26 protein-coding genes are annotated in these 23,895 nt (G+C 65.7%); 16 read left to right on the top strand and 10 right to left on the bottom strand.

The annotated features are described in order from the left end of the window. Positions 1-289: 289 nt before the first annotated feature. The 6 genes from A9975_RS12395 (at position 290) to A9975_RS12370 (ending at position 6,054) form a co-directional block, all read left to right on the top strand. Positions 290-757 (top strand): rhodanese-like domain-containing protein, encoded by a 468-nt coding sequence (locus A9975_RS12395; protein ID WP_183032929.1) that lies wholly within the window; start codon positions 290-292, stop codon positions 755-757. A gap of 103 nt (positions 758-860) precedes the next feature. Next, a complete protein-coding gene (gene epsC / locus A9975_RS12390) occupies positions 861-1,814 on the top strand; it encodes a serine O-acetyltransferase EpsC (RefSeq protein WP_183032928.1) in 954 nt (317 codons plus the stop codon). Next, entirely contained in the window at positions 1,811-2,071 is a 261-nt protein-coding gene (locus A9975_RS12385; protein WP_150986150.1) for a helix-turn-helix domain-containing protein, read from the top strand. The genes epsC and A9975_RS12385 overlap by 4 nt, the downstream gene beginning before the upstream one ends. Positions 2,072-2,254: 183 nt before the next feature. Beyond that, the gene (locus A9975_RS12380) at positions 2,255-3,187 is read left to right on the top strand and encodes a family 2A encapsulin nanocompartment shell protein (protein WP_174427666.1); all 933 of its coding nucleotides are present in this window, start codon (positions 2,255-2,257) and stop codon (positions 3,185-3,187) included. Further along, on the top strand, positions 3,162-5,048 hold the full coding sequence (locus tag A9975_RS12375; RefSeq protein ID WP_183032927.1) for a family 2A encapsulin nanocompartment cargo protein cysteine desulfurase: 1,887 nt from the start codon (positions 3,162-3,164) through the stop codon (positions 5,046-5,048). The genes A9975_RS12380 and A9975_RS12375 overlap by 26 nt, the downstream gene beginning before the upstream one ends. 235 nt (positions 5,049-5,283) lie before the next feature. Continuing rightward, on the top strand, positions 5,284-6,054 hold the full coding sequence (locus A9975_RS12370) for a ferredoxin--NADP reductase (protein ID WP_174427668.1): 771 nt from the start codon (positions 5,284-5,286) through the stop codon (positions 6,052-6,054). A gap of 80 nt (positions 6,055-6,134) precedes the next feature. Here the strand turns inward: A9975_RS12370 and A9975_RS12365 are convergent, their stop codons facing one another. Next, positions 6,135-6,308, bottom strand: a complete 174-nt coding sequence (locus A9975_RS12365; protein WP_183032926.1) for a hypothetical protein — start codon at positions 6,306-6,308, stop codon at positions 6,135-6,137. 384 nt (positions 6,309-6,692) lie between these two features. Here A9975_RS12365 and A9975_RS12360 point away from each other — a divergent pair, with 384 nt between their 5' ends. Beyond that, a complete protein-coding gene (locus A9975_RS12360; RefSeq protein ID WP_370564461.1) occupies positions 6,693-8,099 on the top strand; it encodes a lysozyme inhibitor LprI family protein in 1,407 nt (468 codons plus the stop codon). 37 nt (positions 8,100-8,136) lie between these two features. Here the strand turns inward: A9975_RS12360 and A9975_RS12355 are convergent, their stop codons facing one another. Then, the gene (locus tag A9975_RS12355; RefSeq protein ID WP_183032925.1) at positions 8,137-8,991 is read right to left on the bottom strand and encodes a hypothetical protein; all 855 of its coding nucleotides are present in this window, start codon (positions 8,989-8,991) and stop codon (positions 8,137-8,139) included. A gap of 217 nt (positions 8,992-9,208) precedes the next feature. Beyond that, positions 9,209-10,066 carry a hypothetical protein gene (locus A9975_RS12350; protein WP_183032924.1) on the bottom strand — a complete coding sequence of 286 codons (858 nt, stop codon included), beginning with the start codon at positions 10,064-10,066 and terminating at the stop codon, positions 9,209-9,211. Positions 10,067-10,274: 208 nt separating this feature from the next. Between A9975_RS12350 and A9975_RS12345 the strand changes: the two genes are divergently transcribed. From A9975_RS12345 to A9975_RS12335, 3 genes are all read left to right on the top strand, one after another. After that, positions 10,275-10,664, top strand: a complete 390-nt coding sequence (locus tag A9975_RS12345; RefSeq protein ID WP_220810713.1) for a hypothetical protein — start codon at positions 10,275-10,277, stop codon at positions 10,662-10,664. A gap of 238 nt (positions 10,665-10,902) precedes the next feature. Next, on the top strand, positions 10,903-12,012 hold the full coding sequence (locus tag A9975_RS12340; protein ID WP_183032923.1) for an LLM class flavin-dependent oxidoreductase: 1,110 nt from the start codon (positions 10,903-10,905) through the stop codon (positions 12,010-12,012). A 20-nt stretch (positions 12,013-12,032) separates the two neighbouring features. After that, a complete protein-coding gene (locus A9975_RS12335; protein ID WP_174427009.1) occupies positions 12,033-13,001 on the top strand; it encodes an ABC transporter substrate-binding protein in 969 nt (322 codons plus the stop codon). A gap of 87 nt (positions 13,002-13,088) precedes the next feature. Here the strand turns inward: A9975_RS12335 and A9975_RS12330 are convergent, their stop codons facing one another. The 6 genes from A9975_RS12330 to A9975_RS12305 form a co-directional block, all read right to left on the bottom strand. Then, entirely contained in the window at positions 13,089-13,826 is a 738-nt protein-coding gene (locus A9975_RS12330; RefSeq protein ID WP_183032922.1) for a GGDEF domain-containing protein, read from the bottom strand. 7 nt (positions 13,827-13,833) lie between these two features. Beyond that, positions 13,834-14,223 carry a DUF1987 domain-containing protein gene (locus tag A9975_RS12325; protein ID WP_150986162.1) on the bottom strand — a complete coding sequence of 130 codons (390 nt, stop codon included), beginning with the start codon at positions 14,221-14,223 and terminating at the stop codon, positions 13,834-13,836. Positions 14,224-14,252: 29 nt separating this feature from the next. Beyond that, positions 14,253-14,822 carry a SiaB family protein kinase gene (locus A9975_RS12320; protein WP_183032921.1) on the bottom strand — a complete coding sequence of 190 codons (570 nt, stop codon included), beginning with the start codon at positions 14,820-14,822 and terminating at the stop codon, positions 14,253-14,255. A 28-nt stretch (positions 14,823-14,850) separates the two neighbouring features. Further along, on the bottom strand, positions 14,851-16,086 hold the full coding sequence (locus tag A9975_RS12315; RefSeq protein ID WP_183032920.1) for a SpoIIE family protein phosphatase: 1,236 nt from the start codon (positions 16,084-16,086) through the stop codon (positions 14,851-14,853). A gap of 118 nt (positions 16,087-16,204) precedes the next feature. Continuing rightward, positions 16,205-17,257, bottom strand: coding sequence for a helix-turn-helix domain-containing protein (locus A9975_RS12310; protein WP_183032919.1), 1,053 nt, complete (start codon positions 17,255-17,257; stop codon positions 16,205-16,207). A gap of 68 nt (positions 17,258-17,325) precedes the next feature. After that, entirely contained in the window at positions 17,326-18,852 is a 1,527-nt protein-coding gene (locus A9975_RS12305) for a DKNYY domain-containing protein (RefSeq protein ID WP_183032918.1), read from the bottom strand. A 214-nt stretch (positions 18,853-19,066) separates the two neighbouring features. On the opposite strand from A9975_RS12305, the gene A9975_RS12300 reads away from it, so the two are divergent. The 6 genes from A9975_RS12300 (at position 19,067) to A9975_RS12275 (ending at position 22,966) form a co-directional block, all read left to right on the top strand. Beyond that, positions 19,067-19,420: a YciI family protein gene (locus tag A9975_RS12300; protein WP_183032917.1), complete on the top strand. Its 354-nt coding sequence runs from the start codon at positions 19,067-19,069 to the stop codon at positions 19,418-19,420. A 189-nt stretch (positions 19,421-19,609) separates the two neighbouring features. Beyond that, a complete protein-coding gene (locus tag A9975_RS12295) occupies positions 19,610-20,023 on the top strand; it encodes a YciI family protein (protein WP_183032916.1) in 414 nt (137 codons plus the stop codon). Positions 20,024-20,081: 58 nt separating this feature from the next. Beyond that, positions 20,082-20,624, top strand: a complete 543-nt coding sequence (locus A9975_RS12290; RefSeq protein WP_183032915.1) for an SRPBCC family protein — start codon at positions 20,082-20,084, stop codon at positions 20,622-20,624. A gap of 59 nt (positions 20,625-20,683) precedes the next feature. Continuing rightward, positions 20,684-21,100 carry a VOC family protein gene (locus tag A9975_RS12285; RefSeq protein ID WP_183032914.1) on the top strand — a complete coding sequence of 139 codons (417 nt, stop codon included), beginning with the start codon at positions 20,684-20,686 and terminating at the stop codon, positions 21,098-21,100. A 5-nt stretch (positions 21,101-21,105) separates the two neighbouring features. Continuing rightward, positions 21,106-22,392 (top strand): RNA polymerase sigma factor, encoded by a 1,287-nt coding sequence (locus A9975_RS12280; protein WP_183032913.1) that lies wholly within the window; start codon positions 21,106-21,108, stop codon positions 22,390-22,392. A gap of 217 nt (positions 22,393-22,609) precedes the next feature. Then, positions 22,610-22,966, top strand: coding sequence for a calcium-binding protein (locus A9975_RS12275; RefSeq protein ID WP_183032912.1), 357 nt, complete (start codon positions 22,610-22,612; stop codon positions 22,964-22,966). A gap of 540 nt (positions 22,967-23,506) precedes the next feature. Here A9975_RS12275 and A9975_RS12270 read toward each other — a convergent pair. Beyond that, positions 23,507-23,749, bottom strand: a complete 243-nt coding sequence (locus A9975_RS12270) for a hypothetical protein (protein WP_183032911.1) — start codon at positions 23,747-23,749, stop codon at positions 23,507-23,509. Between the last annotated feature and the right edge of the window lie 146 nt (positions 23,750-23,895).

Below are 23,895 nucleotides of genomic sequence, written 5' to 3'. Positions count from 1 at the left end.
AAGGTAAGTGGTGAGCGGTGAAGGGGGAGCGGTGGCTATCCATAGCCGCCCCTGAATCTGGACGCAGCCTGGCCGCTTTGTCAAGCCGGCTCATGCAGTTCCCGCGTTGGCCCGTGCCGCCCTCGAGGAAGCGTCTTAGGAAATGCGTTTTTATTCGTTCTCAATCCAGCAGCGTCATTTCATAGTTGAGCCGTGATGGCTATAGGCGGTTGCCGTCAACGACAAAGCGTGCATCGGGCAGGCCCGGCTTAGCCCGCACGCGGACAACATGCTGCAAGGAGAGCGTTTCATGACAGTCGCATCGGAAGACAAGATCAAGCATCCCGTGCTGGAAGCCGCTCGCGGCGTGGCACGTTCCTCCGGCCTGCCCTATGCCGGCCGCGTCACGCCGCAGCAGGCCTGGGCGCTGTTCAGCGCCGGCGATGCGGTGCTGGTCGACGTACGCACGGCGGAAGAGCGCAAGTTCGTCGGCTATGTGCCCGATACCCTGCACGTGCCCTGGGCCACCGGCACCAGCCTGACCCGCAACCCGCGCTTTGCGCGCGAGCTCGAAGCCAAGACCGGCAAGGACGCCGTGGTGCTGCTGCTGTGCCGCAGCGGCAACCGCTCCGCGCTGGCTGCCGAAGCTGCCACCAAGGCGGGGATCGTGCATGTGTTCAACGTGCTCGAGGGCTTCGAAGGCGAGATCGACGAGCTGCAACGGCGCGGCAAGAGCGGCGGCTGGCGCTTTCACGATCTGCCGTGGATCCAGGACTGAGCCTCGGCTGGCGCAAGCCATCGATCCATAGAGATCAACAAGCATAGCGCTCAACAAGCCGCGCGAGCCATCGCGCGGACAACGCAGAACGGGGAGTACCACAGTGGCTGACTTCGAGATCGGCGAGATCGTGCTCGCCCTGCAGCAGGTGCGCCAGCAATGGAGAGAAGGCCAGCAACGCTTGCTGGAGCCGGGCGGGCGCGACCTGCCTTCGCGCGATGCGCTGGCGCAGGTGATCGCCACGCTCAAGGGGGTGCTGTTTCCCATGCGGCTGGGGCCGCCCGATTTGCGCCAGGAGAGCGAGAATCTCTATATCGCCCATTCGCTGGACGCGGCGCTGCATGGGCTGCTGGCCCAGGCAAGGTTGGAGTTCCACTACGCCGCGCGCCATGCCGAACGTGATGAAGCTGCGCTAAGAGCGCGCGCGCTGACGGCCGTGCATGCGTTCGCCGCCGAGCTGCCACGCATCCGCGGCCTGCTCGACAGCGACGTGCTCGCCGCCTTCCATGGCGACCCCGCGGCCGGCAGCGTGGATGAGGTCCTGCTCTGCTATCCCGGCATCCTGGCGATGATCCATCACCGCGTCGCCCACGCGCTCTATGGCCTCGGGCTGCCGCTGCTGGCACGTATCGTGGCGGAGCTGGCGCATGCGGAGACCGGCATCGACATCCATCCCGGCGCGCAGATCGGCGGCGGCTTCTTTATCGACCACGGCACGGGCGTGGTGATTGGCGAGACCACCATCATCGGCGAACGCGTGCGGCTGTACCAGGCGGTGACGCTCGGCGCCAAGCGCTTTCCGCGCGATGCCACGGGCAAGCTGGAGAAGGGCCTGCTGCGGCACCCCATCGTCGAGGACGATGTGGTGATCTACGCCGGCGCCACCATCCTTGGCCGCGTCACGCTGGGCCGCGGCGCGGTGATCGGCGGCAATGTGTGGGTCACGCAGGATGTCGCTGCCGGCGCCCATGTGACGCAGGCCGTATCGCGCAACGAGACCGCCAGGGTGCCGGGCGCAAGCGAGCTGCCGCGCGTGATCGAGGCGAGCTTGCCATGACTGACCTGGTGCGGACTTTGGGCGCCACCGTGCGCCAGTTGCGCGAGGCGCATGCGTGGTCGCAGGAAGAGCTTGCCGAGCATGCGGGCATGAACCGCTCGTATATCGGCGAGATCGAGCGCGGCAGCGCGATTGCCTCGATCGTCACGGTGGAAAAGCTGGCCGTGGCGCTGGGCGTGCCGATCTCCTGGCTGCTCGGATCGGGCGCCGCACACGTCTCGCTGCGTGATGCGCAGGTGGTTGGCACACGGTCCTAGCTATCGCCGCCGATACCCACGAACCACGCGCAAATCCACGCGCAAATCCATGCGCATTGCCGTCTATAGCATGTTGAACGGGCCGGGCCGTCTCCCGATAATCGCTGCGGTAATAACGATTCTTGTTTTTCTCATATAGCAACCAGCCATCAGCTCACAGCTAACAGCTAAACGGAGTAGCACATGTCGGTAAACGGGAGCGGCCAGACGGCGCTCGGCGATAACGCAGCACGGCAACTAGCCAATGCCACCAAGACGATCCCCCAGCTCGCGACCATCACGCCGCGCTGGCTGACGCATTTCCTGCAGTGGGTGCCGGTGGAAGCCGGCATCTACCGCCTCAACAAGGTGCAGGACCCCGAGTCCGTCAAGGTCGCCTGCACCCAGCGCGACGACGAAGGCAAGCTGCCGCGCACCTTCGTCAACTACGAAGAGCAGCCACGTGAGTATTTCCTGAACGCGGTCAGCACGGTGCTGGACGTGCATACCCGCGTCTCGGACCTGTACAGCAGCCCGCACGACCAGATCAAGGAACAGCTGCGTCTCACCATCGAGACCATCAAGGAGCATCAGGAAGGCGAGCTGATCAACAACCCGGACTACGGCCTGCTGGCCAACGTGGCCGAAGAGCAGCGTGTCTTCCCGCTGACCGGCGCGCCCACGCCGGACGACATGGACGAGTTGCTCAGCAAGGTGTGGAAGGAGCCCGCGTTCTTCCTGACCCACCCGCTGGCGATTGCCGCTTTTGGCCGCGAATGCACGCGCCGTGGCGTGCCGCCGCCCACCGTCAGCCTGTTCGGCTCGCAGTTCATCACCTGGCGCGGCATTCCGCTGATCCCGTCGGACAAGGTGCCGGTGGCTGACGGCAAGAGCAAGATCCTGCTGCTGCGCGTGGGCGACAAGCGCCAGGGCGTGGTCGGCCTGTTCCAGCCGGGCGTGGCGGGCGAGCAGGGCCCGGGCCTGTCGGTGCGCTTCATGGGCATCAACGACCAGGCTATCGCTTCGTACCTGATCTCGCTGTACTGCTCGCTGGCCGTGCACGCGCCGGATGCGCTGGCGGTTCTCGATGACGTGGAGATCGGCAAGTACCATGACTATCCTGACACCTACAAGTAATCCGGTGAATCCGCCGAATCCGCCGGCCAGCCCGTCGGCGGCGCTGCCGGGCGCGCCTTCGGTGCCGCCCGGCTTGCCGGATCCGGCGGTGCTGGCGCGCCTGGCGGGGGCGTTTTTCTCGGCCCTGCCGGGGACATCGCCCGCCGCCGCGCAGTCGCTGCCCGTGGTGAACAACCCGGCGCCGCCTGGCTCGCCCGTGGCGGGTCCAGGCGGCACGGGCACCGGCGTGCCGGGTGCGGCGATCCCGCAGGGCCACGTGCCCGGCGCCAACCTGTTGCCGGCCGCGCCAACCCATGTGCTGTCGCTGGCTAACCGCGCGCCGGCCTTGCGGCCAACCTCGGTGGCGCAGAATGGCCTGCCCGACACGGTAGCCACGGTGGCGCCCGCGGTGGAAAGCCGCTTCGGCGGCCAGGCGCTGGGCGTGCCGCATGCGCCGTCGCCGTCGCCGCAGTCCTCGGCCGCGCCTGCCTACTACTTCCTGGAGGGCGCGGGCCGCGACCTGCATGGCGGCGCATCGAGCCTGCGCGAGATCGCCACGTTCGGCGATCCGCTCTCGCTGCATCTGCCGCAGCAAGGGCAGGGCGCTTGCGGCTCTGGGCGCGAGCAAGAGCAGACGCTGCCGTGGGCATCGTCTTCGGCGCGCGTGCCGTTCGACGTCAACGCCATCCGGCGCGATTTCCCGATCTTGCAGGAACGCGTCAACGGCCGCCAGCTGGTGTGGTTCGACAACGCCGCCACCACGCACAAGCCGCAGTCGGTGATCGACCGCATCGCGTACTTCTACGCGCACGAGAACTCCAACATCCACCGCGCTGCCCATGCACTGGCCGGGCGCGCCACGGATGCCTACGAGGCCGCGCGCAGCAAGGTGCGGCGTTTTATCGGCGCATCCTCGCCCGACGAGATCATCTTCGTGCGCGGCACCACCGAGGCCATCAACCTGATCGCCAAGACCTGGGGCGTGCAGAACGTGGGCGAGGGCGACGAGATCATCGTCTCGCACCTGGAGCATCACGCCAATATCGTGCCGTGGCAGCAGCTTGCCGCGCAGACCGGGGCCAGGCTGCGGGTGATTCCGGTGGACGATTCCGGGCAGGTGCTGCTGGATGAATACCGGCGGCTGCTCAATGACCGCACCAGGATCGTGTCCGTGACCCAGGTCTCGAATGCGCTGGGCACCGTGGTGCCGGTCAAGGAGATCGTCGACCTGGCCCACCGCGCCGGCGCCCGCGCGCTGGTCGACGGCGCGCAGTCGGTCTCGCACATGCGGGTGGACGTGCAGGCCATCGATGCGGATTTCTTCGTGTTCTCGGGCCACAAGGTGTTCGGGCCCACCGGCATCGGCGTGGTCTATGGCAAGCGCGAGCTGCTGGAGGCCATGCCGCCCTGGCAAGGCGGCGGCAACATGATTGCCGACGTGACCTTCGAGCGCACCGTGTTCCAGCCGCCGCCCAACCGCTTCGAGGCCGGCACCGGCAACATCGCCGATGCGGTCGGGCTGGGCGCTGCGCTGGATTACGTGGAGCGGGTCGGCATCGAGAACATCGCCCGCTACGAGCACGAGCTGCTGGAGTACGCCACCCACCTGCTGCAGCCCATCCCGGGCGTGCGGCTGGTAGGCACGGCGCGCGACAAGGCCAGCGTGCTGTCCTTCGTGCTCAAGGGCTATGAAACCGAGGAAGTGGGCCGCGCGCTCAACGAGGAAGGCATCGCCGTGCGCTCCGGGCATCACTGCGCCCAGCCTATCCTGCGCCGCTTTGGCGTGGAGGCCACGGTGCGGCCGTCGCTGGCCTTCTACAACACCACGGACGAGGTGGACCGGCTGATTTCGGTGGTCAGGCGGCTTTCGGGGCGCCGTTGAGCCGGAAAACGCGGGGCGTGGGGCTTATAACCCCCCTGAATATGCATGAATCGGGACGCGCCCTGCGTTTTCTTCTAAAATCCGCTATCTTCTCACCTTGATCGGCGCGCCTTCCAGCCTTCGGACCGGAGCCCGCCTTGTTGAACGCAACCGGCAAGCTACCGCCAAGCCTTTGGTATCAGGCCACAACAGGCCATCGACGCCGGCGCCATCCAGCGCATACAGCGCCTTATTCATGAGCAATCTCAACCAGCAAGCCATCCTCTCCGTCCACCACTGGACCGACACGCTCTTCAGCTTCACCTGCACCCGCGACCCCGGCTTCCGCTTTGAAAACGGCCAGTTCGCCATGGTCGGCCTGGAAGTGAACGGTCGTCCGCTTCTGCGTGCCTACAGCATCGCCAGTGCCAACTACGAGGAAACGCTGGAGTTCTTCAGCATCAAGGTGCCGGACGGCCCCCTGACGTCGCGCCTGCAGCACCTGAAGGAAGGCGACCAGATCTTCGTCGGCAAGAAGCCCACCGGCACGCTGCTGGTCGACAACCTGCTGCCGGGCAAGACCCTGTGGCTGCTGGCCACCGGCACTGGCCTGGCCCCGTTCCTGTCGATCATCCGCGACCCGGAAGTGTACGAGCGCTACGACAAGGTGGTGCTGACCCACACCTGCCGCTTCGTCGAGGAACTGGCCTACCGCGAACTGATCCAGGAACACCTGCCGCAGCACGAACACCTGGGCGAGCTGATCCGCGAAAAGCTGGTCTATTTCCCCACCGTGACGCGCGAAGAGTTCGACAATCAGGGCCGCATCACCGACCTGATCGCCAACGGCGAGCTGTTCGAGCGCCTGGGCGTGGAGCCGTTCTCGCTGGAGAACGACCGCATCATGCTGTGCGGCAGCCCGGACATGCTCAAGGACATCCGCGCGATGCTGACCGAGCAGCACTTCACGGAAGGCAATATGAGCGAGCCGGGCCACTTTGTGCTTGAAAAGGCATTTGTTGGCTAAGCGTTCGGCCCGCTGAAGGCCATTGCGCCATGACGATCGCCGGGGTTCCCCGGTGATCGCTCAATCCCGCTGGCGGGACATCATTGCTGGCGGGACATCACCCAGAAGTGAATCCCCAGGGTGGTCAGGAAGACACCCCCGAGCTGTATCCACGCCAGTTCCGTCCCCAGCGACAGATATAGCCCCGCAGCGCCGGCGGCCGTGCCCGCACGCCCGTGCCATATGCGCGTCCTGCCATGGTTCTCTTGCATCATGCTTGCGTTCCCTCGCTGACGAGCGCCACTCACCAGGCGCGCCATCACTAAGCCACTGCCACCACCGGCAACCCTCGTACCCGGCCATCAGCGTGCGCGTGTAAGCCGCGCGGGGGCGGTCGAGGATGTCGCGTAGCGCCCCGGTCTCCAGCACGCGGTCGGCAGCCTCGGCGATCACGCCGGCCAGAGCGCCATCGGGCAGCGTGGAGAAGCTTTGAGGCATGGAGCAGGTAGCGGCAGGCTTGCCATGAACAAGGACTTGCTAGACTACCGGCCGGTGCGCATCGGCACAAAGAAGCATATTGCGCTTCCATATGCGCTTGTTGAGGGGGCAGTGCCTGCTTGCCTTCCCAGCCTGAAACCACTCAGAAGAGAACGCGCGTTGTGAATGTGAAAATCAGGAATTGCTCGTCGCTGATCGCCTTGTTGGCGCTATTTGTCCCTGCCGCACAGGCAGCGCAGGCCGGCATGCAATGCGGCCTCGCGGCGAGCAGCACGGAGATCGCGATCTGCGCCAATGCGGATCTGCGCAAGCTCGATAGCAAGCTCTCGGCCGTGTATGGCAAGCTCGCCAGCGCCCAGGCCCGGCAGCGTGCCGCGCTACGGCAAGCCCAGCTTGCGTGGCTGAAGACCCGGGATCAGTGTGGCGCGGACAAGAGCTGTATCACCGCACAGTATGAGGAGCGGCTTGCGGCATTGCAGGCGCAGCTGCGCGAAGCCGCGGCCTACAAGCCGGACAGCGTGGACCGGCAGGCGCTGGAGGACCTGCGCCAGGCGGTGGAAGCCATGCGCAAGACCGAGCCGGTGTTCCCGCTTGAGAAGGCCCTTGATGCGATCCGCATCAAGACGGGCGTGACGACGTTCGCCAACGTGAAAGACGGCAAGCAGACGGGCGACGACGCGCATTTCCCGGCGACGCGCCCCCCGGGCGTCACCAGCGACGAATGGCGCGCTTTGCTGGCCTCCGGCATCGAAGGCGGCGGGGAGAACGGCAACGCCTCCTACACGCTGATGGATATCGACGGCGACGGGCAGCGCGATCTCATCATCGATACCTATTCCGGTGGGACCGGGCTGTTTTCCTTCGTGAGCGCGCTGCGGCGGGAGGGCGGAAAATTCGCAGGCGCCGATGGCTCGACGGGCCGGGCCGACGCGTTGGAGGAAGGAGGCTACCTTTACTCGGTCAACGGACGCGGCGCCAACCAGGCGGCGGACTGGGTCCGCCTGCGCGGACGCGTCTATGTAGCGTACTGGAACAGCTACTACGGGGTGGACAACGTTCACCTGCTGAGGCCGCTGACGGTGGTTGGCGAGGTGCCAAGGCTTGCCGTGCACTACCGCTACCAGCTCTCCATCCCCAAGGTCCAGAAGGACGAAGAGAAGGGCACGGTCGCGACGCTGGACAGCACCCTGCATGCAGCCCTGACACGCGCGCTTGCGCAGGCAAGCAGCGAGGTGGCACGCGATGTCGGCACCATGGACAAGCCCCTTTGCCCGGTTCCGGACACGGTCAAGGGCGATGACCGTGGTGTCTACTACAGCTACGGCACGGGCCACTACACCTTTGAAATCGTGGCAGACATGCCCGTCTGGGTGGGGCGCCAGTGCTACATCGGACGACTGGTCGACTGGTTTGGCGGCTATTCACCCAAGGACGGGCTGTTCGCGCAGCTGTGGATGCGCAAGCCGGAGGACCAAGAGCAGGCGCAAACGTATTCCGTCAAGGGCTTGCGCACCGCTGTCGGGATCAAGGCCTCGATCGGCAAGATGGAGGGCGACAACGGTATGTAATCCACCGCTTGCCGCCGCCCGCCGCCCCGTAGCCGGATCATTCGCTGATCTCGACCTCCATGTTGGTGATGGTCGGGAAGTGCTTGTCTTGCTTCAGGTTGATGGTAAAGGCCACCCCCTTGCGCTTGCCCGCCATGAAGCCGGTGTTGCGATCCAGGTCGGACACAGCATCCTGCAGCGGCGGCGTCAGTTGCTTGTAGAAGGCCAGCACCCGCTCGATGCTGTCGGTGGTCTGCAGCCGGAGCACACGGTTGGCCTTGGCGTTGCTCAGCGCATCCTGCGCGGTGCGGTGAACGATGGCCCGCGGGTACAGCGGCACTTGCGACGAAAATCCCTTGGGGAGCTTGATCGGCTTGGCCGTGGTGTTGGCGGCATCCAGCGTGATGGTCTCCACCTTGGTGATCTTCTCGCCGGAGTCGGTCTGCAGGTCTTCGGGCACGTCCTGGCTCCACGCAACCAGCGGTTGCGCCTTGGCGCGATCGAAGCCGGGCCGCAGGAAGACGGACAGCCGGCCGTGCTGGTCGTCCTGGCAGCCATTCTTGCCGCATTCGCGGTGCACCAGCGCCGCAGCCAGCACGTCACCGCGCTCGTCTACCAGCACGGCCGCACGCTCGGCGCCATGCGATAGCTGGCGGCGCGACGACAGCACGCGCTGGCCATCGGGCAGTTCCTGCTGGGCCCGGTTGGCGCGCGACTGCAGCCCCGACAGGATCTGCTCGGCCAGCAGGCCGTCCTCCCAATAGTAAGTACCGGACGCATTGCCGGCAAACCGGGTGATGGCGAGATCCAGCGCGGGGGCTTCCCGGGTTTCCTGCTGGCGGCTGGTGTCCAGGACCAGGACGGCATCCGCGGCCAGGGCAAGGGGCGCGGCGCCGAGGGTGGAAAGCAGCAATGCCAGCGCTGCACAGGAGGCGGGACGAAATTGAAGAGCCATACGGAAAGGAAAAAGGAGAGGAAAAATGATAGGGATTGTCAGTCCGGTAAACAAGAAAACGGGCCCGGGAGGGTCCGTTTTTGACGAGAGGCTGCGAAGCCTGATGTGACCGTAAGTGTACTTGGTAATGCCGGGCGATCGGCCTGAAACGGCGCCGATGTCGTCCTCGCCGCGCTCAGTCGGCGATCTCCACCTCCACGTTGGTGAGGCTGGGGAAGTGTTCATTGCGCTGCGCCTCGACGGAAAACGCCACGCCCTTGCGCTTGCCGCTCACGTAGCCGCTGTTGTCATTCTTGCCGGTCTCCATCTGCCCCATCGGCGGCGACAACCGCTTGTAGAAGGCCAGCACCTGCTCGATGCTGTCGGTGGTCTGCAGCCGCACCACGCGCCTGGCCTTGGCGTCGCTCAGTGCATTCTGCCCGGTGCGATAGAGGATCGCCCTCGGGTACAACGGCACCTGCGGCGAGAATCCCGTGGGGCGCTGGACCGGGCTGGCGCCCGTGCGGCTTGCATCCAGCGTGATGGTCTCTACCGTGGCGATCGCCTCGCCCTTGCCCAGCTGCAGGCCCTTGGGCACATCCTGGCTCCACGCGACCAGCGGCTGCGCCTGGGCGCGGCCGAAGCCGGGCCGCAGGAAAACCGACAGCACGGCGTGCTGGCTGTCCTGGCAGACGGATTCCTTGCCGCACTGCCGGTGCACCAGCGCCGCGGCCAGCACGTCGCCGCGCGCGTCGACCAGCACGGCCGCGCGCTCGGCGCCGTCGGAAAACTCCCGGCGCGACGCTAGCAGGCGCTGGCCACCGGGCAGCGCCTGCTCGAGCCTGTCCGGGCGCGATGCCAGCCCGGTCAGCAGCTGCTCGGCCAGCAGCCCGTCCTCCCAATAGTAGGAGCCGGAAGCCAGGCCGGCGAATCGGACCACGGCTGGTTCCAGCGCCGAAACCTCCCTGGTCTCCTGTTCGCTGCCGGTGATCGGGACCAGGACGTATTCGTTGGCCAGGGCATGGGGCGAGGCGACGACGGCGGAAAGAAGCAAGGCCGATAAAGCGCAGGGGACGGGACGAAATCGAAGAGCCATGCAGAGTGAGAGGAAAAAGGTAGGGATTGTCAGTCCGATCAACAAGAAAGCGGGCCCTGAAGGGTCCGCTTCGACGGCAGGCCATGAAACCCGATGTGACTGCCAGTATACTTGGCAAATCCGGCTAATTGAAGCCGGGCACCAATGATGGGAAACACAGAGAACCATGAACAAGACGATGTCAGCAATGCTGATGGCGGCAAGCACGATGGTGCTTGCCGCTCCGGCGCATGCGCAAGCAGACCCGGCCGTGCTCAAGGGCATGTATGACATGTCCCGCAACGTTGCTGGCCTCACCAGCTACTGTGTCGGAAAGGGCTACCTGAAAGCAGACAGTGTCAAGAACGCCAGGAAGATGGTCGGTCTGATCGCGGGCATCCCCGGGGTAGATACAAGTGGTGGCGAGGCCAGCGAGGCCGCGGGGCTGCGCGGCAACGTGCTGATGCCGGACGGCAAGGAACAAGGGATTGAAAGCAGCCCGCTCGGCGCTAAGCAGTGGTGCAAGGACTCGGCACAAGGCGTGTCGGACGGTTTGAAGAGCGCGGCCGCCAGCTAATCACGCAGCGCCGAAAAAAATCCCATTCGGCTGCCCGAACCAGCGCTATCGGACGATGGCGCTGGTTCGGCGCCAGCCAGGCAAGGGCTGCCCCTCATCGTGCAAAACCGCATATCTTCCCTCGTTCTTATTCCTTAAAGATTGCCTATCCACGGCGTATGTTCATGTTTTGGCGATACGGTGCGCAACTCCCGCGCAGCCGCTTCAAATCATCGCAAACCAGGAACAGGAGCCTACGATGAGCGTGGAAATCATTGGCATGATCCAGAGCCAGAAGCAGTCGGAGATCCATCCGGCCAGCGGCCCGGTGGTGGATCGCGACTATGTGCGGGCATTTGCGCAAGCGCATGAGAACGCTGGCTTCGACCGCGTGCTGGTGCCGCATCACTCCACCGGCCCGTCCGCCACGCTCACCATTGCCTACGCGGCTGCCGTGACCGAGCGCGTGCATTTCATGCTGGCGCACCGGCCGGGTTTTACCGCGCCCACGCTGGCGGCCCGGCAGATCGCCTCGCTCGACCAGTTCAGCGGTGGCCGGCTTGGCGTGCACTTCATCTCCGGCGGCTCCGATTCCGAGCAGCAGCGCGACGGCGATTTCCTCAGCCACGACGAGCGCTATGCGCGCACCGACGAGTACCTCGGCATCCTGCGGCGGATCTGGACACAGGACAAGCCGTTCGACCACGAAGGCAAGTATTACCGCTTCACCCAGGGCTTCTCCGAAGTGAAGCCGGCCCAGCAGCCACACGTGCCGATCTTCTTCGGTGGGGCTTCGGACGCGGCGATTGAAGTCGCCGGACGTCATGCCGATGTCTACGCCCTGTGGGGCGAATCGCTCGACCAGGTCCGCGATATCACCACGCGGGTGCGCGCCGAGGCGGCCAGGCATGGGCGGCAGGTGCGCTTCTCGGTCTCGTTCCGGCCGATCCTGGCGCAAACCGAGACGGCGGCATGGGCACGCGCCAATGCCATCCTCGAACAAACGCGCCGCCTGCGCGAGGCGGCCGGCCTGGGGCAGGGCGGCCCGCAGCAAAGCGAAGGCGCGCGCCGCCTGCTGGCCGCCGCCGACAAGGGCCCGCGCGTGGACAAGCGCCTGTGGACGGAGATCGCCAAGCTCACCGGCGCGCGCTCCAATTCCACCGCGCTGGTCGGCACGCCGGAGCAAGTCGCCGACGCGCTGCTGGACTACTACGACCTTGGCGTGACCACTTTCCTGATCCGTGGCTTCGATCCGCTCGAAGATGCCGTGGACTACGGCCGCGAGCTGATTCCCCGCGTACGCGCGCTGGTGGCGCAGCGCGAGGCCGCGGCCGGCGCTGGTTCCGGTGCTGGCCGCAAGGCAGCCTGAAGGGGATGGCGAGCGGCATCATGACGGCATCCCGAAGACAATTCCTGCGCTACGGCGCGTTGGCGGCGGCCAGCGGCGCCTTGCCGTTTTCCGTGTCGGCCCAGGGCCGGCCCGTGCTCAAGGCCGGCGACCAGAAGGGTGGCCTGCGCGCCTTGCTGGAGAGCGCAGGCGAGCTCAAGGGCCTGGCCTACGACATCCAGTGGACGGAGTTTCCCGCCGCCGCGCCGCTGGCCGAGGCGCTGAATGCCGGCGCGGTGGATTCCGGCCCGATCGGCGACGCGCCCGCCATCTTCGCGCTGGCCGCCGGCACGCCGATCAAGATCATCGGCGCCAACCGCTCGGACCCGTTCGGCACCGCTGTGCTGGTACGCGCCAATTCGCCGTTGAAGACGGCGGCGGACCTGCGCGGCAAGAACATCGGCACCAACCGTGGCTCCATCGGTCACTTCGTTGCTTTGAAGGCGCTCGAATCGGCCGGCTTGAAGCCCGAGGACGCCAGCCTGCGCTTTCTGCCGCCGGCGGACGCCAAGCTGGCGCTGGTCAACGGCTCGATCGATGCGTGGGCCACATGGGAGCCATACACCGCGCTGGCCGAGACCAGCGGACACGCTCGCGTGCTGGTGAGCGGGCGCGGGCTGTGGTCCGGCCTGAGCTATCTCGCGGCGACGGACAGCGCGCTGGCCGCCAAGCGCGAGGTGCTGCGCGATTTCCTGCAGCGCGTGGTGCGCGCGCAGGTGTGGTCGTACCAGCATGTGGACGGCTTTTCCGCTGCGCTGGCACGCATCATCGGCATCCCGCCGGAAGCCGCGCGGCTGCAGTTCGAGCGGCGTCGTACGCAGTGGCGCAACATTGATGCGGCAGTGATTGCCGAGCAGCAGCGCACGGCGGATTTCTACCTGAAGGCCGGGCTGCTCAAGCAGCGGCTGGATGTGCGGACCACGTTCGATACCGGTTTTCCGCTGGCGGTGCAGGTCAACCCGGTGAGCTGACGGGCCGTGAGGGGCCGCAGGTGGCGCCGAGCGCGCCGCGGCATGCCGTGGTTTGTCGTTTTGCGTGAACCTGACCGGCGCGGCGCCTCAATGCAACGGCACCACCAGCTCGCTCTCCTGCAGACTGACAACCCGGTTACGCCCGCTTCGCTTGGCCTGATATAACGCCTCGTCAGCGCGCGCATAGGCCTGCTCGAAGCTCGTCCCGGGGGGGCTCCAGCTCACGCCGAAGCTAGCCGTCACCTGCAGCCCGGCCTTGACCGGAAACACATGCTGCTCGATCTGCTGCCGCATGCGCTCCGCCAGTTCGACAGCGGCGTCCAGCGCGCGCGCTGGCAGCAGCGCAGCGAACTCCTCGCCGCCCACCCGGCCGATGACGCCCGCGCCTTGCACCGACCGCTCCAGGCAGTCGACGACGCCGCGGATCACGGTGTCGCCTACAGGATGGCCCATCGAGTCGTTGACCCGCTTGAAGTGATCGATGTCGAGCACGATCAACGACAGGCTGTCCTCGGCCAGCACCGCGCCGGCCCGCTCGATGATGGCGCCGCGGTTCAGCGCGCCGGTGAGCGTGTCGCGCGTGGCGCGGAATTCCAGCTCGCGGGCCAGGTCCTGCAGGCGATGGTTGAGCCGGTTCATTTCCAGCTCTTCGCGGTCGCTGCGCCGTATCAGGCGCCGGGTTTCGCGCATCAGCCGCTCGTAGTAGCCGATCAGCTCGCCCAGCGTGTCGCGGTATGCCTGGGCACCGGCATCGGGATTGCCGAATACCGCCCTGGCGCCCGCCAGGACGCCGTTTTCCGACTCGAAGAGATCTGGCTCGGACATGCGCTGCTCAGCTCGCCGTGGTGGCGTGGTCGAGGAAATCGATGGCGGGGAAGTCGGCGTGCAGGTCCTGGCCGAATTCCAGGATGGTGTCGTCGTCCACGTCGTGATACCAGTGCACGATGACCCGGTTGCCCTTGTCGGCCGCATCGTTCATGGCGTCGAACATGCTGAACAGTACCTTGGTGCTGGAGCTGTTGAAGTACGTCAGCGCCACGTGCACGGTGACTTCGGTGTCCTCGCAGGCCGCCAGGTATTTACGCAGGCGCAGGATCACGTCGCCGTAGAACAGGGCGGCGTTTTCCGGATAGGACTCGCCTTTGAGGGAGAGCGTGTGCTGCTTGAAATCAAAGCTCACCTCGGGTGAGGTCGGTGTGGCGGCAATGAACAGGTTTTCCATCAGGTTCCCTTTTGATCCCGTTCAGTCATTCAGATGGTTGCGGTAAGGAAGAACATCGTCGATACCGGGTCCGCGTCGATGGGCTGGAAGCTGTACTCCAGCGGTGCACTGGCGTCGCGGGCTACCGTCAGGAATCCCAGGCCGGCGCCCTTGCTGCCTTCCGGCGCTTCGGCGCGCATGGTTTCCTTGTAGGCCTGCTTGATCTGGTCCAGCGTCATGGTGCGCAATGGCTCCAGCGCGGCGCGCAGTTGCCCCACGCGGGTGATCGCCACCGGGTTGGAGCACATCAGCCGGTAGCGGTCTTCCACCATGCAGATGCACACCGAGCCATGGCGCAGCTGGTTGGTGTCCTGGGTGGGCGGCGTGAGCGCGTCTGACGAATAGTGGACGATGTTCTGCGCCATCTCCACGAACGAGGAGAACAGCTTGCGCCGGGTCGAGCCATCGACGCCGCTCACCGTCAGTTGCAGCCGGACCGCATCGGACATTGCCGCGATGATGTTCTGGGAAAAGTAGCCGACGTAGTAGAAGATCACGTTGCGTTCCCGGGCCATTTCAAAGAATGGCTCATATTCATGGTCAATCGAATTACCGTTCATCTCAGTGCTATAGCAGGCCATTGCAGGACTATTGAACGCGAAAGCAGAAAAAAGTGAGGTCGTCGCGGCGGCGGTGATGGCCTTGCCACGCGCGATACTGGTCCAGCACGGCGTCGTTGATCTGCGCCGCCGAGGCATGCCGGCTGCCGCGGATCGCTTCGCGGATGCGGCGCTTGCCAAAGGCGATTTCCTTAGGGCCGCCGATCTGGTCGATCAGGCCGTCGGTGGTGACAAACACCACGCTGTCCGGCTGGGTCTGGATAAGGCGGTTCTGCCAGGCAAAGTCCAGGTCGGTGTCCACATAGCCGACGCCCATGCGCTCGCCGTCCACGATCTCGCCTTCCTCCTCGCCGGGATGGAGCACGAACAAGGCGCTCTTGGCGCCGGCGAACACGAGCCGGCGGCTGGCGTTGTCAAACCAGAAGAACGCCGCATCCATGCCGTCATTCGAGCCAGGCGTTTCATCGTCGCCGTCGAGCTGCCCGAGCATCTGCTTGATGCCGCGGTTTACCGCCATCAGGAGCGCGCCGGGGTCGCGCGGGCCGCGCTGCTCGATGGCCTGGATCAGGATGGACGAGGAGATCAGGGTCAGGAACGCACCCGGTACGCCGTGGCCCGTGCAATCGGCCAGCGCGGCAAACCAGCCGTCCTCGAACGCGGCAAAGTGATAGAAATCACCGCCAACCACATCGCGCGGCTCCCAGACCAGGCCAGCGTCGCCGAGCGTCCTGGCCAGCGCCTCGCGCGAGGGGCGCAGCATCGAGCGCTGGATGGTGCTGGCGTAGTCGATGCTGTGCATGATCTGGCGGTTCTTCTCGGCCTGCATGTCCGCCACCACGCGCATCAGCTGCAAGCCATGCCCGATGCCAAGGAAGCGGCCGTCGCGCGCGATGATGAAGCCGTCGGCAAGTGCTTTCTCGCCGTACTCCACCGCCTTGAAGGTCAGGGCCTCGATGCTCATCGCGGCATCGACCACCAGCGGCTCCTTGTCCATGAAGGCGATGCAGCTCTTGCGGTTGTACAGCTCGCGGTGATAGGGCTTGCTCATCTGCGACATGAAGATCGCGCGATTGATCAGGCCGATCGGCGTGTCGTTCTCGGTCACCGGCAAGCTGGCCAGGTCCCGGTGCTTGCCGAACACATCGAGGACTTCCTGATTGTTCTGTTCCGTGGTCACCGATGGCGTGGTGACGCAGAGATCCTCGGCACAGGGCTGCCGGAAGCGGGAACGAGCCAAGTGTGAGTCAACCGGAACGTCAGGCATCGCCAAGGCATTCGGACTATTGGGAAGTCGCCGATTGTATGGCGCGCGTATGACGGTTACGTGACATATGGCGCATGAGGCCCGTCCGGGGGCATCTCGCGGGCGCCGTCGCCAGGGCTCAGAATCCCCGGAAATCCCTTGGGGACACGCCGTAGGCCCTGCGGAAGGCGCGGGTAAAGTCAGAGGCACTGTTGAAGCCGGCGCCATAGGCGATCTCGCCGATGCCGATATGCGCAAGACGCAGGAGATCGTCGGCCGCCGCCCGCAACCTGCAGTTGCGGATATACGCGCCGAGGCCACCTTCGTGCTCGAACATCCGGTACAGGGTAGGGCGCGGCAGGCCGAACGCTTTCAGGATGCGCTCGGGCGAGAGGTCCTCCTGGTGCAGATTGGCCTGCACGTAGCGCTGCACCTGCTCCAGCATGGCGGCGCGGGCCGCCGCGCGCGCGTTGCCGGCAAGGCGCGCCTGCTTGCCGAATGCGGCAACGATCAAGTGCGCGCAGCCCCGGATGGTTTTTTCCGCATCGGCCTCGGACCGTGCCGGGAGGCTGCGGCAGAGCGCCATCACGTGGTCGAAGATCAGACGCGTCAGCGGCGAGGTATAGGCCACCACGCGGCCATGGATGGACTCGGCATCGGGGATGGCCGCCTCCACCGTGGCGCGCGGCACGAAGAAGGCCAGCACCCGGGCGCGCGTGGGGCGGTGCATGTGCATCGGCTGGTTCATGTCGAGCGCCAGGATGCCCGGCACGAACTGGGCGGATTTGCGCTGCCGGGTGAAGTCCGTCACCGTTTCGGTGATCCCGTCCACGGCCACATGGAAGACGTAGTCGCGCACGCTGTCGGTGGAGATGCGCGCCGTGGTGCGAATCTGGCCCACCGGATCGGTGCGGCTGTCCAGGTAGGTCAGGTCCTTGAGCGCATAGGTATCGATCTCGCCCCGGAAGCCGCCGGCAACCTGCGCGCGCGAAACCGGGACATCGAGTATGCGGCCGACATAGTCGCGCCAGGCCGGCAACTGCAGCGTCACCGCCTCGTGCGCGACGGTGAAATGCTGGTGCACGATCAGCGGCGGGGTGGCGGCAGCGCTGGCGGACGCAGCCGGCTGCGCATGCCTTTGCAGATGGGAAGCAAGGATCCGGCTGACGGTTTCTGAATAAGCCTGGGTCATGATGGCGTCGGGGTCAGGAAATAGCTCGCGTCCCAAGTCCGAGCCATTGTACCGGCGACGCTCAGCGGCTAGTCGGTTGCCGGTGCGCTCGCCTCCTTCAGTGCGGCCGCGTCATACTCGCGCGCCGCATCGGCGGCGCGGCCGTTTTCCAGCACGCGGAAGGTGGCCGGGTCGGCGCCGTCGATTGCCACCAGGTTCACATAGCCGATGATATAGGCGTGCTTGCGGTCGCGCGCAAAGTCCGCGTCGAGGAACTCCAGTGTGGGCAGGTGCACGCGCTTGGCCGAGACCGGCCGGCGCCCGAAGAACAACTGGTCGCCGGCCAGCAGGAAGCCAGGGTGCGGTACCTGCAGCGTGTCGTGCGGCACGGCTACCTTGAGCGGCTTGTCGTCGCAGAACAATTGCGCCTCGTCCCATGCGTAGCAGCCTGCGATGCGCAAGGCATCCGGGTTCACGCCCTTCTTGGCCTTGCCGCGATAGAAGGCACGGCTGGCATCGCGGGCCCACGAGCCCTGCAGCACGGTAAACCCGGCGGGATCGACCTTGCGCAGGGCTTGCGGCGTTTGGTAATGGTTCGGCGCGTAGAACACGGTGACGCCGTCACTGAGATAGCCATCCCCCAGCGCTTCCAGGCTGGATATCGGCCGCGAGGAAAGCAAGGTCAGCTCGCACGGGCCGTCGGCGTACCAGTGCAGCCAGTGGATGCCATGCGCATCGCCACAGAACACGCCTGTCAGGCCGTGGCCAACGGGCATTTCCCTCGCGGCAAAGGTGGCCGGATCGAGCCCGGTGAGGCGATGGCCGTCGTATTCCACTTCTTGCGCTGGCGTGGCTGGCGTGGCTTGCGCGGCGGGCGCCTGCAGGCGGTGCCACCAGTAGTCCTGCAGCGCGGGCAGGGCAGTGAAGAAGTCCCGCCATTGCTCCACCTGGCGGTGGTCGAGCGCGGTCATGCGCTGGCCGACGTCGATGGGGCCGAGCTTGTCGGTCATGCGCAGCGGGCCGTCGCCACTGGGCGCTACCACCAGGCTGGCGCGGTCGGCTTCGATGCGCTGGCCGAAGTAGTACACATGCCCGGCGTCGGCAATGTAGTTGCCCGGCAAGCCCACCACGGTGGCGCCATCCGCGCCGGTTACGCGCTTGCCGTTGAAGTAGGCCGACTCGGCGTCCACGGCGTAGTAGTCATGCATGCAGGTCACCGGCTCCAGCGGGCCATTCTCCGGCCAGCGCCAGTCCTGGTAGACCAGCGGCCGGAAAGCCTGCGGGCTGCGGGTGCGGATGGTCTTGCCGGTAATGAAGTAAGCCTGGCGGGCGTCGCGGGCGTAGCGCTCGTTGAGGACTTCGAAGGTGGCGATGTCGGCGTTTTCGATCCGGTAGAAGTAGTACCAGGCCGCGGCACTGCCTTGCTGGGCCTGCACGATGACGTGCTCGCCGTCGGTGAACCAGCGCCCGTCGATGCAGCGGAACGCCTGCGGACGGGCAATGGGCAGCGGGCTGCCGTCCTTGGCCCAGAGCGGCCGGTCGCTGTGCGACCAGATCACGGTGTCGCCCTCGATGAAGTACGAGGGATGGTTGGTTGGCTGGCGCGATGCGGTCATGGGAAGGCGTGGGTGCCGGGTGGAGCAAGGCCGACATATTAAACTGTCCGCCCGGATCGGCAATGGTTGGCGAATGCTCGGTCACTGCAATTAACGGCCAAACATTTCTGCCATCCATCAGTGGCGCGCCGGCCGCTTGCGGCCGGCGGCCGAGGCGTGCAGGATGTGGGCGGTAAGCCATACCCGAAAATGCGCGAAACAAAGTGGAGACCCTATGTCGTACATGCTGCTGATTGTCGAACCCGTTGGCCAGCGCGCCGAGCGTTCCCCGGAAGAAGGGCGCCAGGCTTACGCCAGCATGCAGCGTTTTGCCGAAGGCCTGAATGAGCGCGGGCTGCTGCTGGGTGTCAACTCGCTCATGTCGCAGGCCAATGGGGTGCGCGTGCAGGTGCGCGAAGGCCGCCGCGACCTGCTCGACGGCCCCTTTGCCGAGGCCAAGGAAATGATCGGCGGCTACTTTCTGCTCGACTGTGCCACGCAGGACGAGGCCATCGCTATCGCCGCCGAGTGTCCTGCCGCGGCATGGTGCACCGTGGAGGTCCGCGAGGTCGGGCCTTGCTTCCTGTAAAGCCGCAAGCGGATGGGGTGCGCGGCTTCATCTAGGTAGTTACCCTTGGTTTGCAGGGATCTTTGCACAGGATGTCGATCTGGCGGCGCGCGGTTCGTCGTACCGGTAAGAGTCAACGAGATGGCAGCGGCGTGCCACCGCCATGGCTCACCACCGACAACCAGCAACCTCAAGCTAAGGAGAACCGCGATGCGATTCATGATCCTGGTGAAAGCCACGCAAGACAGTGAAGCCGGCGCGATGCCGGACGAAAGCCGCTTTGCCGCGATGGCGGCGTATCACGAGCAACTGGCCAAGGCGGGCGTGCTGCTCGACGCTGCCGGGCTCAAGCCCACTTCCGCCGGCTGGCGCATCCGCTATGCCGGCGGCCAGCGCACCGTTATCGACGGGCCGTTTGCGCAAAGCAAGGAAATAGTGGCGGGCTACACCCAGATCCAGGTGCGCAGCCGCGAGGAAGCGATGGAATGGGCGCGGCGCTTTCCGTCGCCGCATGGCGATATGGCCGATGGCGAGATCGAGGTACGGCAGCTGTTCGAGCTGGAGGACTTCGCGCCGAGTCCTGCGCTGGAGCGCTTTCGCGACCTGGATGTCGGCCAGCACTGAGCCAACGATCCCACGATCTCACTCGAGCCCAACCCACCCTTTGCCGGACCCCGACACCATGCTCAAGCCCATCCTGCTCGCCGCTTTCGCCGCTATTGCCCTGCTGCTGATCTACGCCGCCACGCGGCCCGATACCTTCCGGGTTGAGCGCAGCGCCAGCGTCAAGGCGCCACCGGAGCGCGTGTTCGCGCTCATCAACGACCTCCACCACTTCAACCAGTGGAACCCCTACGAAAAGAAGGACCCGTCCCTGAAGGGCACCTACGGCGCCACGCGCAGCGGGCAGGGCGCCGCCTACGCGTGGGAGAGCGACAAGGTAGGCGTAGGCAGCATGGAAATCGTCCAAACCGTGCCAGCTGCCAAGGTCACGATGCGGCTGGATTTCATCAAGCCGTTCGAGGCGCACAACACCGTCGAATTCACGCTCAGGCCGCAGGCCGATGCCACCAACGTGACCTGGTCGATGGAAGGCGGCGTGCCGTACTTTGCAAAGCTGATGCACCTGGTCTTCAATATGGACAAGATGGTGGGCAAGGATTTCGAGCAAGGGCTGGTCAACCTGAAGACGCTAGCCGAGGCCCCGGCGGCCCTGGCCCGTTAAGCGGGCCAACCCGCCGAGCCTCCCCTCCAATCACGCGAAACCGAATCCAAGGACGAATCATGCATAAGCAAATCTACCTGAACCTTCCCGTGGCCGACCTGCAGCGCTCGCAGGATTTCTTCAAGGGACTGGGGTTCACCTTCAACCCGCAGTTCACCAACGACAACGCCGCCTGCATGATCATCGGCGAGAACATCCACGCGATGCTGCTCAAGCATGAGTTCTTCAAGACCTTCACCACCCGCAAGCTGTGCGATACCTCCGAGAGCACCGAAGTGCTGATCTGCATCTCCTGCGAGAGCCGCGCCGAGGTGGACGCCCTGGTCGCCAAAGCCTTGGCCGCCGGCGCTACGGCGCCGCGCGCGCCGCAGGACCACGGCTTCATGTACGGGCACGGGTTCGATGATCTTGACGGGCATATCTGGGAGTTGGTGTACATGGAGCCCTCGGCACCCGGCGCGACCAGCGCGGCCTGAAACACATGGTGACGACGACACCGGCGCAGCGGGCGATCGAAGCCGTCTGGCGCATCGAATCCGCCAAGGTCATCGCCCACGTTGCGCGCGTGGTGCGCGACGTGGGCCTGGCCGAAGAACTGGCGCAGGATGCGCTCGTTGCCGCGCTGGAGCGCTGGGGCGAGACCGGCGTGCCGGACAATCCCGGCGCCTGGCTGATGACCACGGCAAAGAACCGCGCGCTCGACCATCTGCGCCAGCAGGCACTGCACGCCCGCAAGCACGAGCAGATCGGCCACGATCTCGAAGCGATGGAGGCTCACGTGGTGCCGGATTTTGTCGATGCGCTGGACGCCGCGCGCGCGGACGATATCGGCGACGACCTGCTGCGGCTGGTCTTCACCGCCTGCCACCCGGTGCTCTCCACCGATGCGCGGGTCGCCATGACGCTGCGCCTGCTGGGCGGGCTGACCACCGAGGAAATCGCGCGCGCCTTTCTCACGCCGGAGGCCACCATCGCCCAGCGCATCGTGCGTGCCAAGCGCACCCTCGGTGCGGCCCGCGTGCCTTTCGAAGTGCCCGGCCCGCAGGCACGGGCGCCGCGCCTGGCGTCGGTGCTGGAGGTGATCTACCTGATTTTCAACGAAGGTTATTCCGCTACGGCCGGCGACGACTGGATGCGCCCCGCGCTATGCGAGGAAGCGCTGCGCCTGGGCCGCACGCTGGCCGGCCTGGCGCCGCAGGAAAGCGAGGTGCACGGCCTGGTGGCGCTGATGGAGATCCAGGCCTCGCGCACGCATGCACGGATCGATGCGCAAGGCCGCCCGGTGCTATTGCTGGAACAGGACCGCAGCCGCTGGGACCGCCTGCTGATCCGGCGCGGGCTGGCGGCGCTGGCGCGCGCGCAAGAGCTGGGCGGGGCGCTCGGCCCCTACGCCCTGCAGGCGGCGCTGGCCGCCTGTCACGCCCGCGCCACCGCCGCGGCCGATACCGACTGGGCGCAGATCGCCGCCATCTACGACGCGCTGTCGGAGGTGGCGCCGTCACCCGTGGTGGAGCTGAACCGCGCGGTGGCGGTCGGCATGGCCTTCGGCCCCGAGGCCGGCCTGGAACTGGTGAATGCGCTCCTCACCGAGTCCTCGCTGGCGAAGTACCACTTGCTGCCCAGCGTGCGCGGCGACTTGTTGTACAAGCTCGGCCGCTTCGCCGAGGCGCGCGCCGAGTTCGAGCGCGCCGCCGGCATGACCCGCAACACCCGCGAGCGCGAGTTTTTGCTGGGGCGGGCGCGGGATGCGGGGGCTCCCCGGCCGTGACGCGCCAGCGCGCATTGCTGCGCGTCACCACCGCCTGATTGGCAAATCGCTAATATCAGATACCGAAATAACTAAATTCCCCAATGCCGGAAAGCCGACGATGATCTTAGCCGCGGGCCCGGGGGATCGATTGCTCCCGATCTTTGCACAAGCCATCCGGTCGCCGACGACCGCGGGACCGGCCGGCGATACCATCGAAGTGTTCCAGGAGATTCCAATGATTCAACGGCTACTGTCGACTGCCAGCCTGGCGCTGGTCGCATTCTGCGCCTCTGCCACTGTCGGCGCGCAACAACCTGCGCCACAACCCGCCCCCCAGGCCGCGCCGCAAGCGCCCATGAATCCAAAGGAAGCCAAGGCGAAATTCGCAGAGAAGTTCGCTGCCGCCGACACCAACCACGATGGCAAGCTGAGCCGCGAGGAAGCAGAGGCCGGCATGCCGGAGGTCTACAAGAACTTCGACAAGATCGATACGAAGAAGAAGGGCGAGATTACGCAGAAGCAGATTGGCGCGTACTTTGCGGCCAAGGCCAAGCAGAAAGCCGCGGCGCAGAATCCGGGAAGCCTGAACTGACCTGGCGGTGCCGGCAGGGCGCTTGCGAGATGAAATGCGCCCAGTTCCGCCGGCAGCGGACGGCGGGACAGCATCGAAAATGCGGGTCCCTGACGACAGAGATCCCCGGAAAACTGGCCGGATCAAAGCCAGTGCCGGGGAGCTTTAATGATGCCTTGATTCTCTCTATACCTTGATACCTGACAACGATGGAGGATCTCAGTTGTCCTTTGAGTCAGGTCAGGAGATTGAAGGCGAACCCTAGCGCAATCGCGCCGCCGAGCGCCTCCACTGCTGCCAGCGCGAGAAGGTTCTTCAAAATGAAGCTTTCGTCCTGCTTGGTCACCATGGTGTTGTCTCCTGGGGTCGGAATCCCACGGCTGGCATGTAGTAGCAAGCTAAGCAGTGCCAATCCACGCTCCAGCCACGTCTTGATTCGCTTCCAGTAGACCGCAACCCGGAGCCGGAGAGAAGCTGGCATAAACCCCTATTCAGGCAGCCGGAGGTGCGCTGCCGCTAGCTTGGCCAGTTCGCACGTTTGGCGCACGTGCGCGGGGGCTGTCAGCAATTGGTGTTCGAGCGTTGTCCACGCGCGACCAGGTCTTCGTTCCACAGGACGAGGAATACCTGGCCAGCCTTCCCCTGATCACCCTTGTGGATATTCAGCACCTCGATGCGTCCCTGCTCGACCCTGGCCGTCAGTACCGCTACCGGCTTGGCCCGGGTTGCGTACCAGCCTGTGCCAACGAGGCCTGCGCGTATCGCCGCGACAATCGCGATGCGCCTGACGAGGCGGCTGCGCATTGGCGTTGCACCGTGTCGTTACCAGCATAATCTCGTTCCCGCGGCGTGCCGAGCTGGCGGGAGCGTTTCGAAATACGGCGCTATGGTGCAAAGCGCATGACCATGCCCCGCGTGCTTTCCCGAAAGCCGGACTGGGCTATGCCTGC

The sequence above is a fragment of the Cupriavidus sp. UME77 genome (assembly GCF_014170355.1).
Lineage (GTDB): Bacteria > Pseudomonadota > Gammaproteobacteria > Burkholderiales > Burkholderiaceae > Cupriavidus > Cupriavidus basilensis.
Note: the sequence above shows the minus strand (reverse complement) of the source record. Positions and strands in the feature narration are given on the sequence as shown.

What these genes read in the sequence shown, in the direction of transcription:
- A9975_RS12395 (WP_183032929.1), top strand. Translation starts at nt 290, where the DNA reads ATGACAGTCGCATCGGAAGACAAGATCAAGCATCCCGTGCTGGAAGCC.
- A9975_RS12385 (WP_150986150.1), top strand. Translation starts at nt 1,811, where the DNA reads ATGACTGACCTGGTGCGGACTTTGGGCGCCACCGTGCGCCAGTTGCGC.
- A9975_RS12380 (WP_174427666.1), top strand. Translation starts at nt 2,255, where the DNA reads ATGTCGGTAAACGGGAGCGGCCAGACGGCGCTCGGCGATAACGCAGCA.
- A9975_RS12375 (WP_183032927.1), top strand. Translation starts at nt 3,162, where the DNA reads ATGACTATCCTGACACCTACAAGTAATCCGGTGAATCCGCCGAATCCG.
- A9975_RS12370 (WP_174427668.1), top strand. Translation starts at nt 5,284, where the DNA reads ATGAGCAATCTCAACCAGCAAGCCATCCTCTCCGTCCACCACTGGACC.
- A9975_RS12365 (WP_183032926.1), bottom strand. Translation starts at nt 6,308, where the DNA reads ATGATGCAAGAGAACCATGGCAGGACGCGCATATGGCACGGGCGTGCG.
- A9975_RS12345 (WP_220810713.1), top strand. Translation starts at nt 10,275, where the DNA reads ATGAACAAGACGATGTCAGCAATGCTGATGGCGGCAAGCACGATGGTG.
- A9975_RS12340 (WP_183032923.1), top strand. Translation starts at nt 10,903, where the DNA reads ATGAGCGTGGAAATCATTGGCATGATCCAGAGCCAGAAGCAGTCGGAG.
- A9975_RS12335 (WP_174427009.1), top strand. Translation starts at nt 12,033, where the DNA reads ATGACGGCATCCCGAAGACAATTCCTGCGCTACGGCGCGTTGGCGGCG.
- A9975_RS12330 (WP_183032922.1), bottom strand. Translation starts at nt 13,826, where the DNA reads ATGTCCGAGCCAGATCTCTTCGAGTCGGAAAACGGCGTCCTGGCGGGC.
- A9975_RS12325 (WP_150986162.1), bottom strand. Translation starts at nt 14,223, where the DNA reads ATGGAAAACCTGTTCATTGCCGCCACACCGACCTCACCCGAGGTGAGC.
- A9975_RS12320 (WP_183032921.1), bottom strand. Translation starts at nt 14,822, where the DNA reads ATGAACGGTAATTCGATTGACCATGAATATGAGCCATTCTTTGAAATG.
- A9975_RS12315 (WP_183032920.1), bottom strand. Translation starts at nt 16,086, where the DNA reads ATGCCTGACGTTCCGGTTGACTCACACTTGGCTCGTTCCCGCTTCCGG.
- A9975_RS12310 (WP_183032919.1), bottom strand. Translation starts at nt 17,257, where the DNA reads ATGACCCAGGCTTATTCAGAAACCGTCAGCCGGATCCTTGCTTCCCAT.
- A9975_RS12305 (WP_183032918.1), bottom strand. Translation starts at nt 18,852, where the DNA reads ATGACCGCATCGCGCCAGCCAACCAACCATCCCTCGTACTTCATCGAG.
- A9975_RS12300 (WP_183032917.1), top strand. Translation starts at nt 19,067, where the DNA reads ATGTCGTACATGCTGCTGATTGTCGAACCCGTTGGCCAGCGCGCCGAG.
- A9975_RS12295 (WP_183032916.1), top strand. Translation starts at nt 19,610, where the DNA reads ATGCGATTCATGATCCTGGTGAAAGCCACGCAAGACAGTGAAGCCGGC.
- A9975_RS12290 (WP_183032915.1), top strand. Translation starts at nt 20,082, where the DNA reads ATGCTCAAGCCCATCCTGCTCGCCGCTTTCGCCGCTATTGCCCTGCTG.
- A9975_RS12285 (WP_183032914.1), top strand. Translation starts at nt 20,684, where the DNA reads ATGCATAAGCAAATCTACCTGAACCTTCCCGTGGCCGACCTGCAGCGC.
- A9975_RS12280 (WP_183032913.1), top strand. Translation starts at nt 21,106, where the DNA reads ATGGTGACGACGACACCGGCGCAGCGGGCGATCGAAGCCGTCTGGCGC.
- A9975_RS12275 (WP_183032912.1), top strand. Translation starts at nt 22,610, where the DNA reads ATGATTCAACGGCTACTGTCGACTGCCAGCCTGGCGCTGGTCGCATTC.
- A9975_RS12270 (WP_183032911.1), bottom strand. Translation starts at nt 23,749, where the DNA reads ATGCGCAGCCGCCTCGTCAGGCGCATCGCGATTGTCGCGGCGATACGC.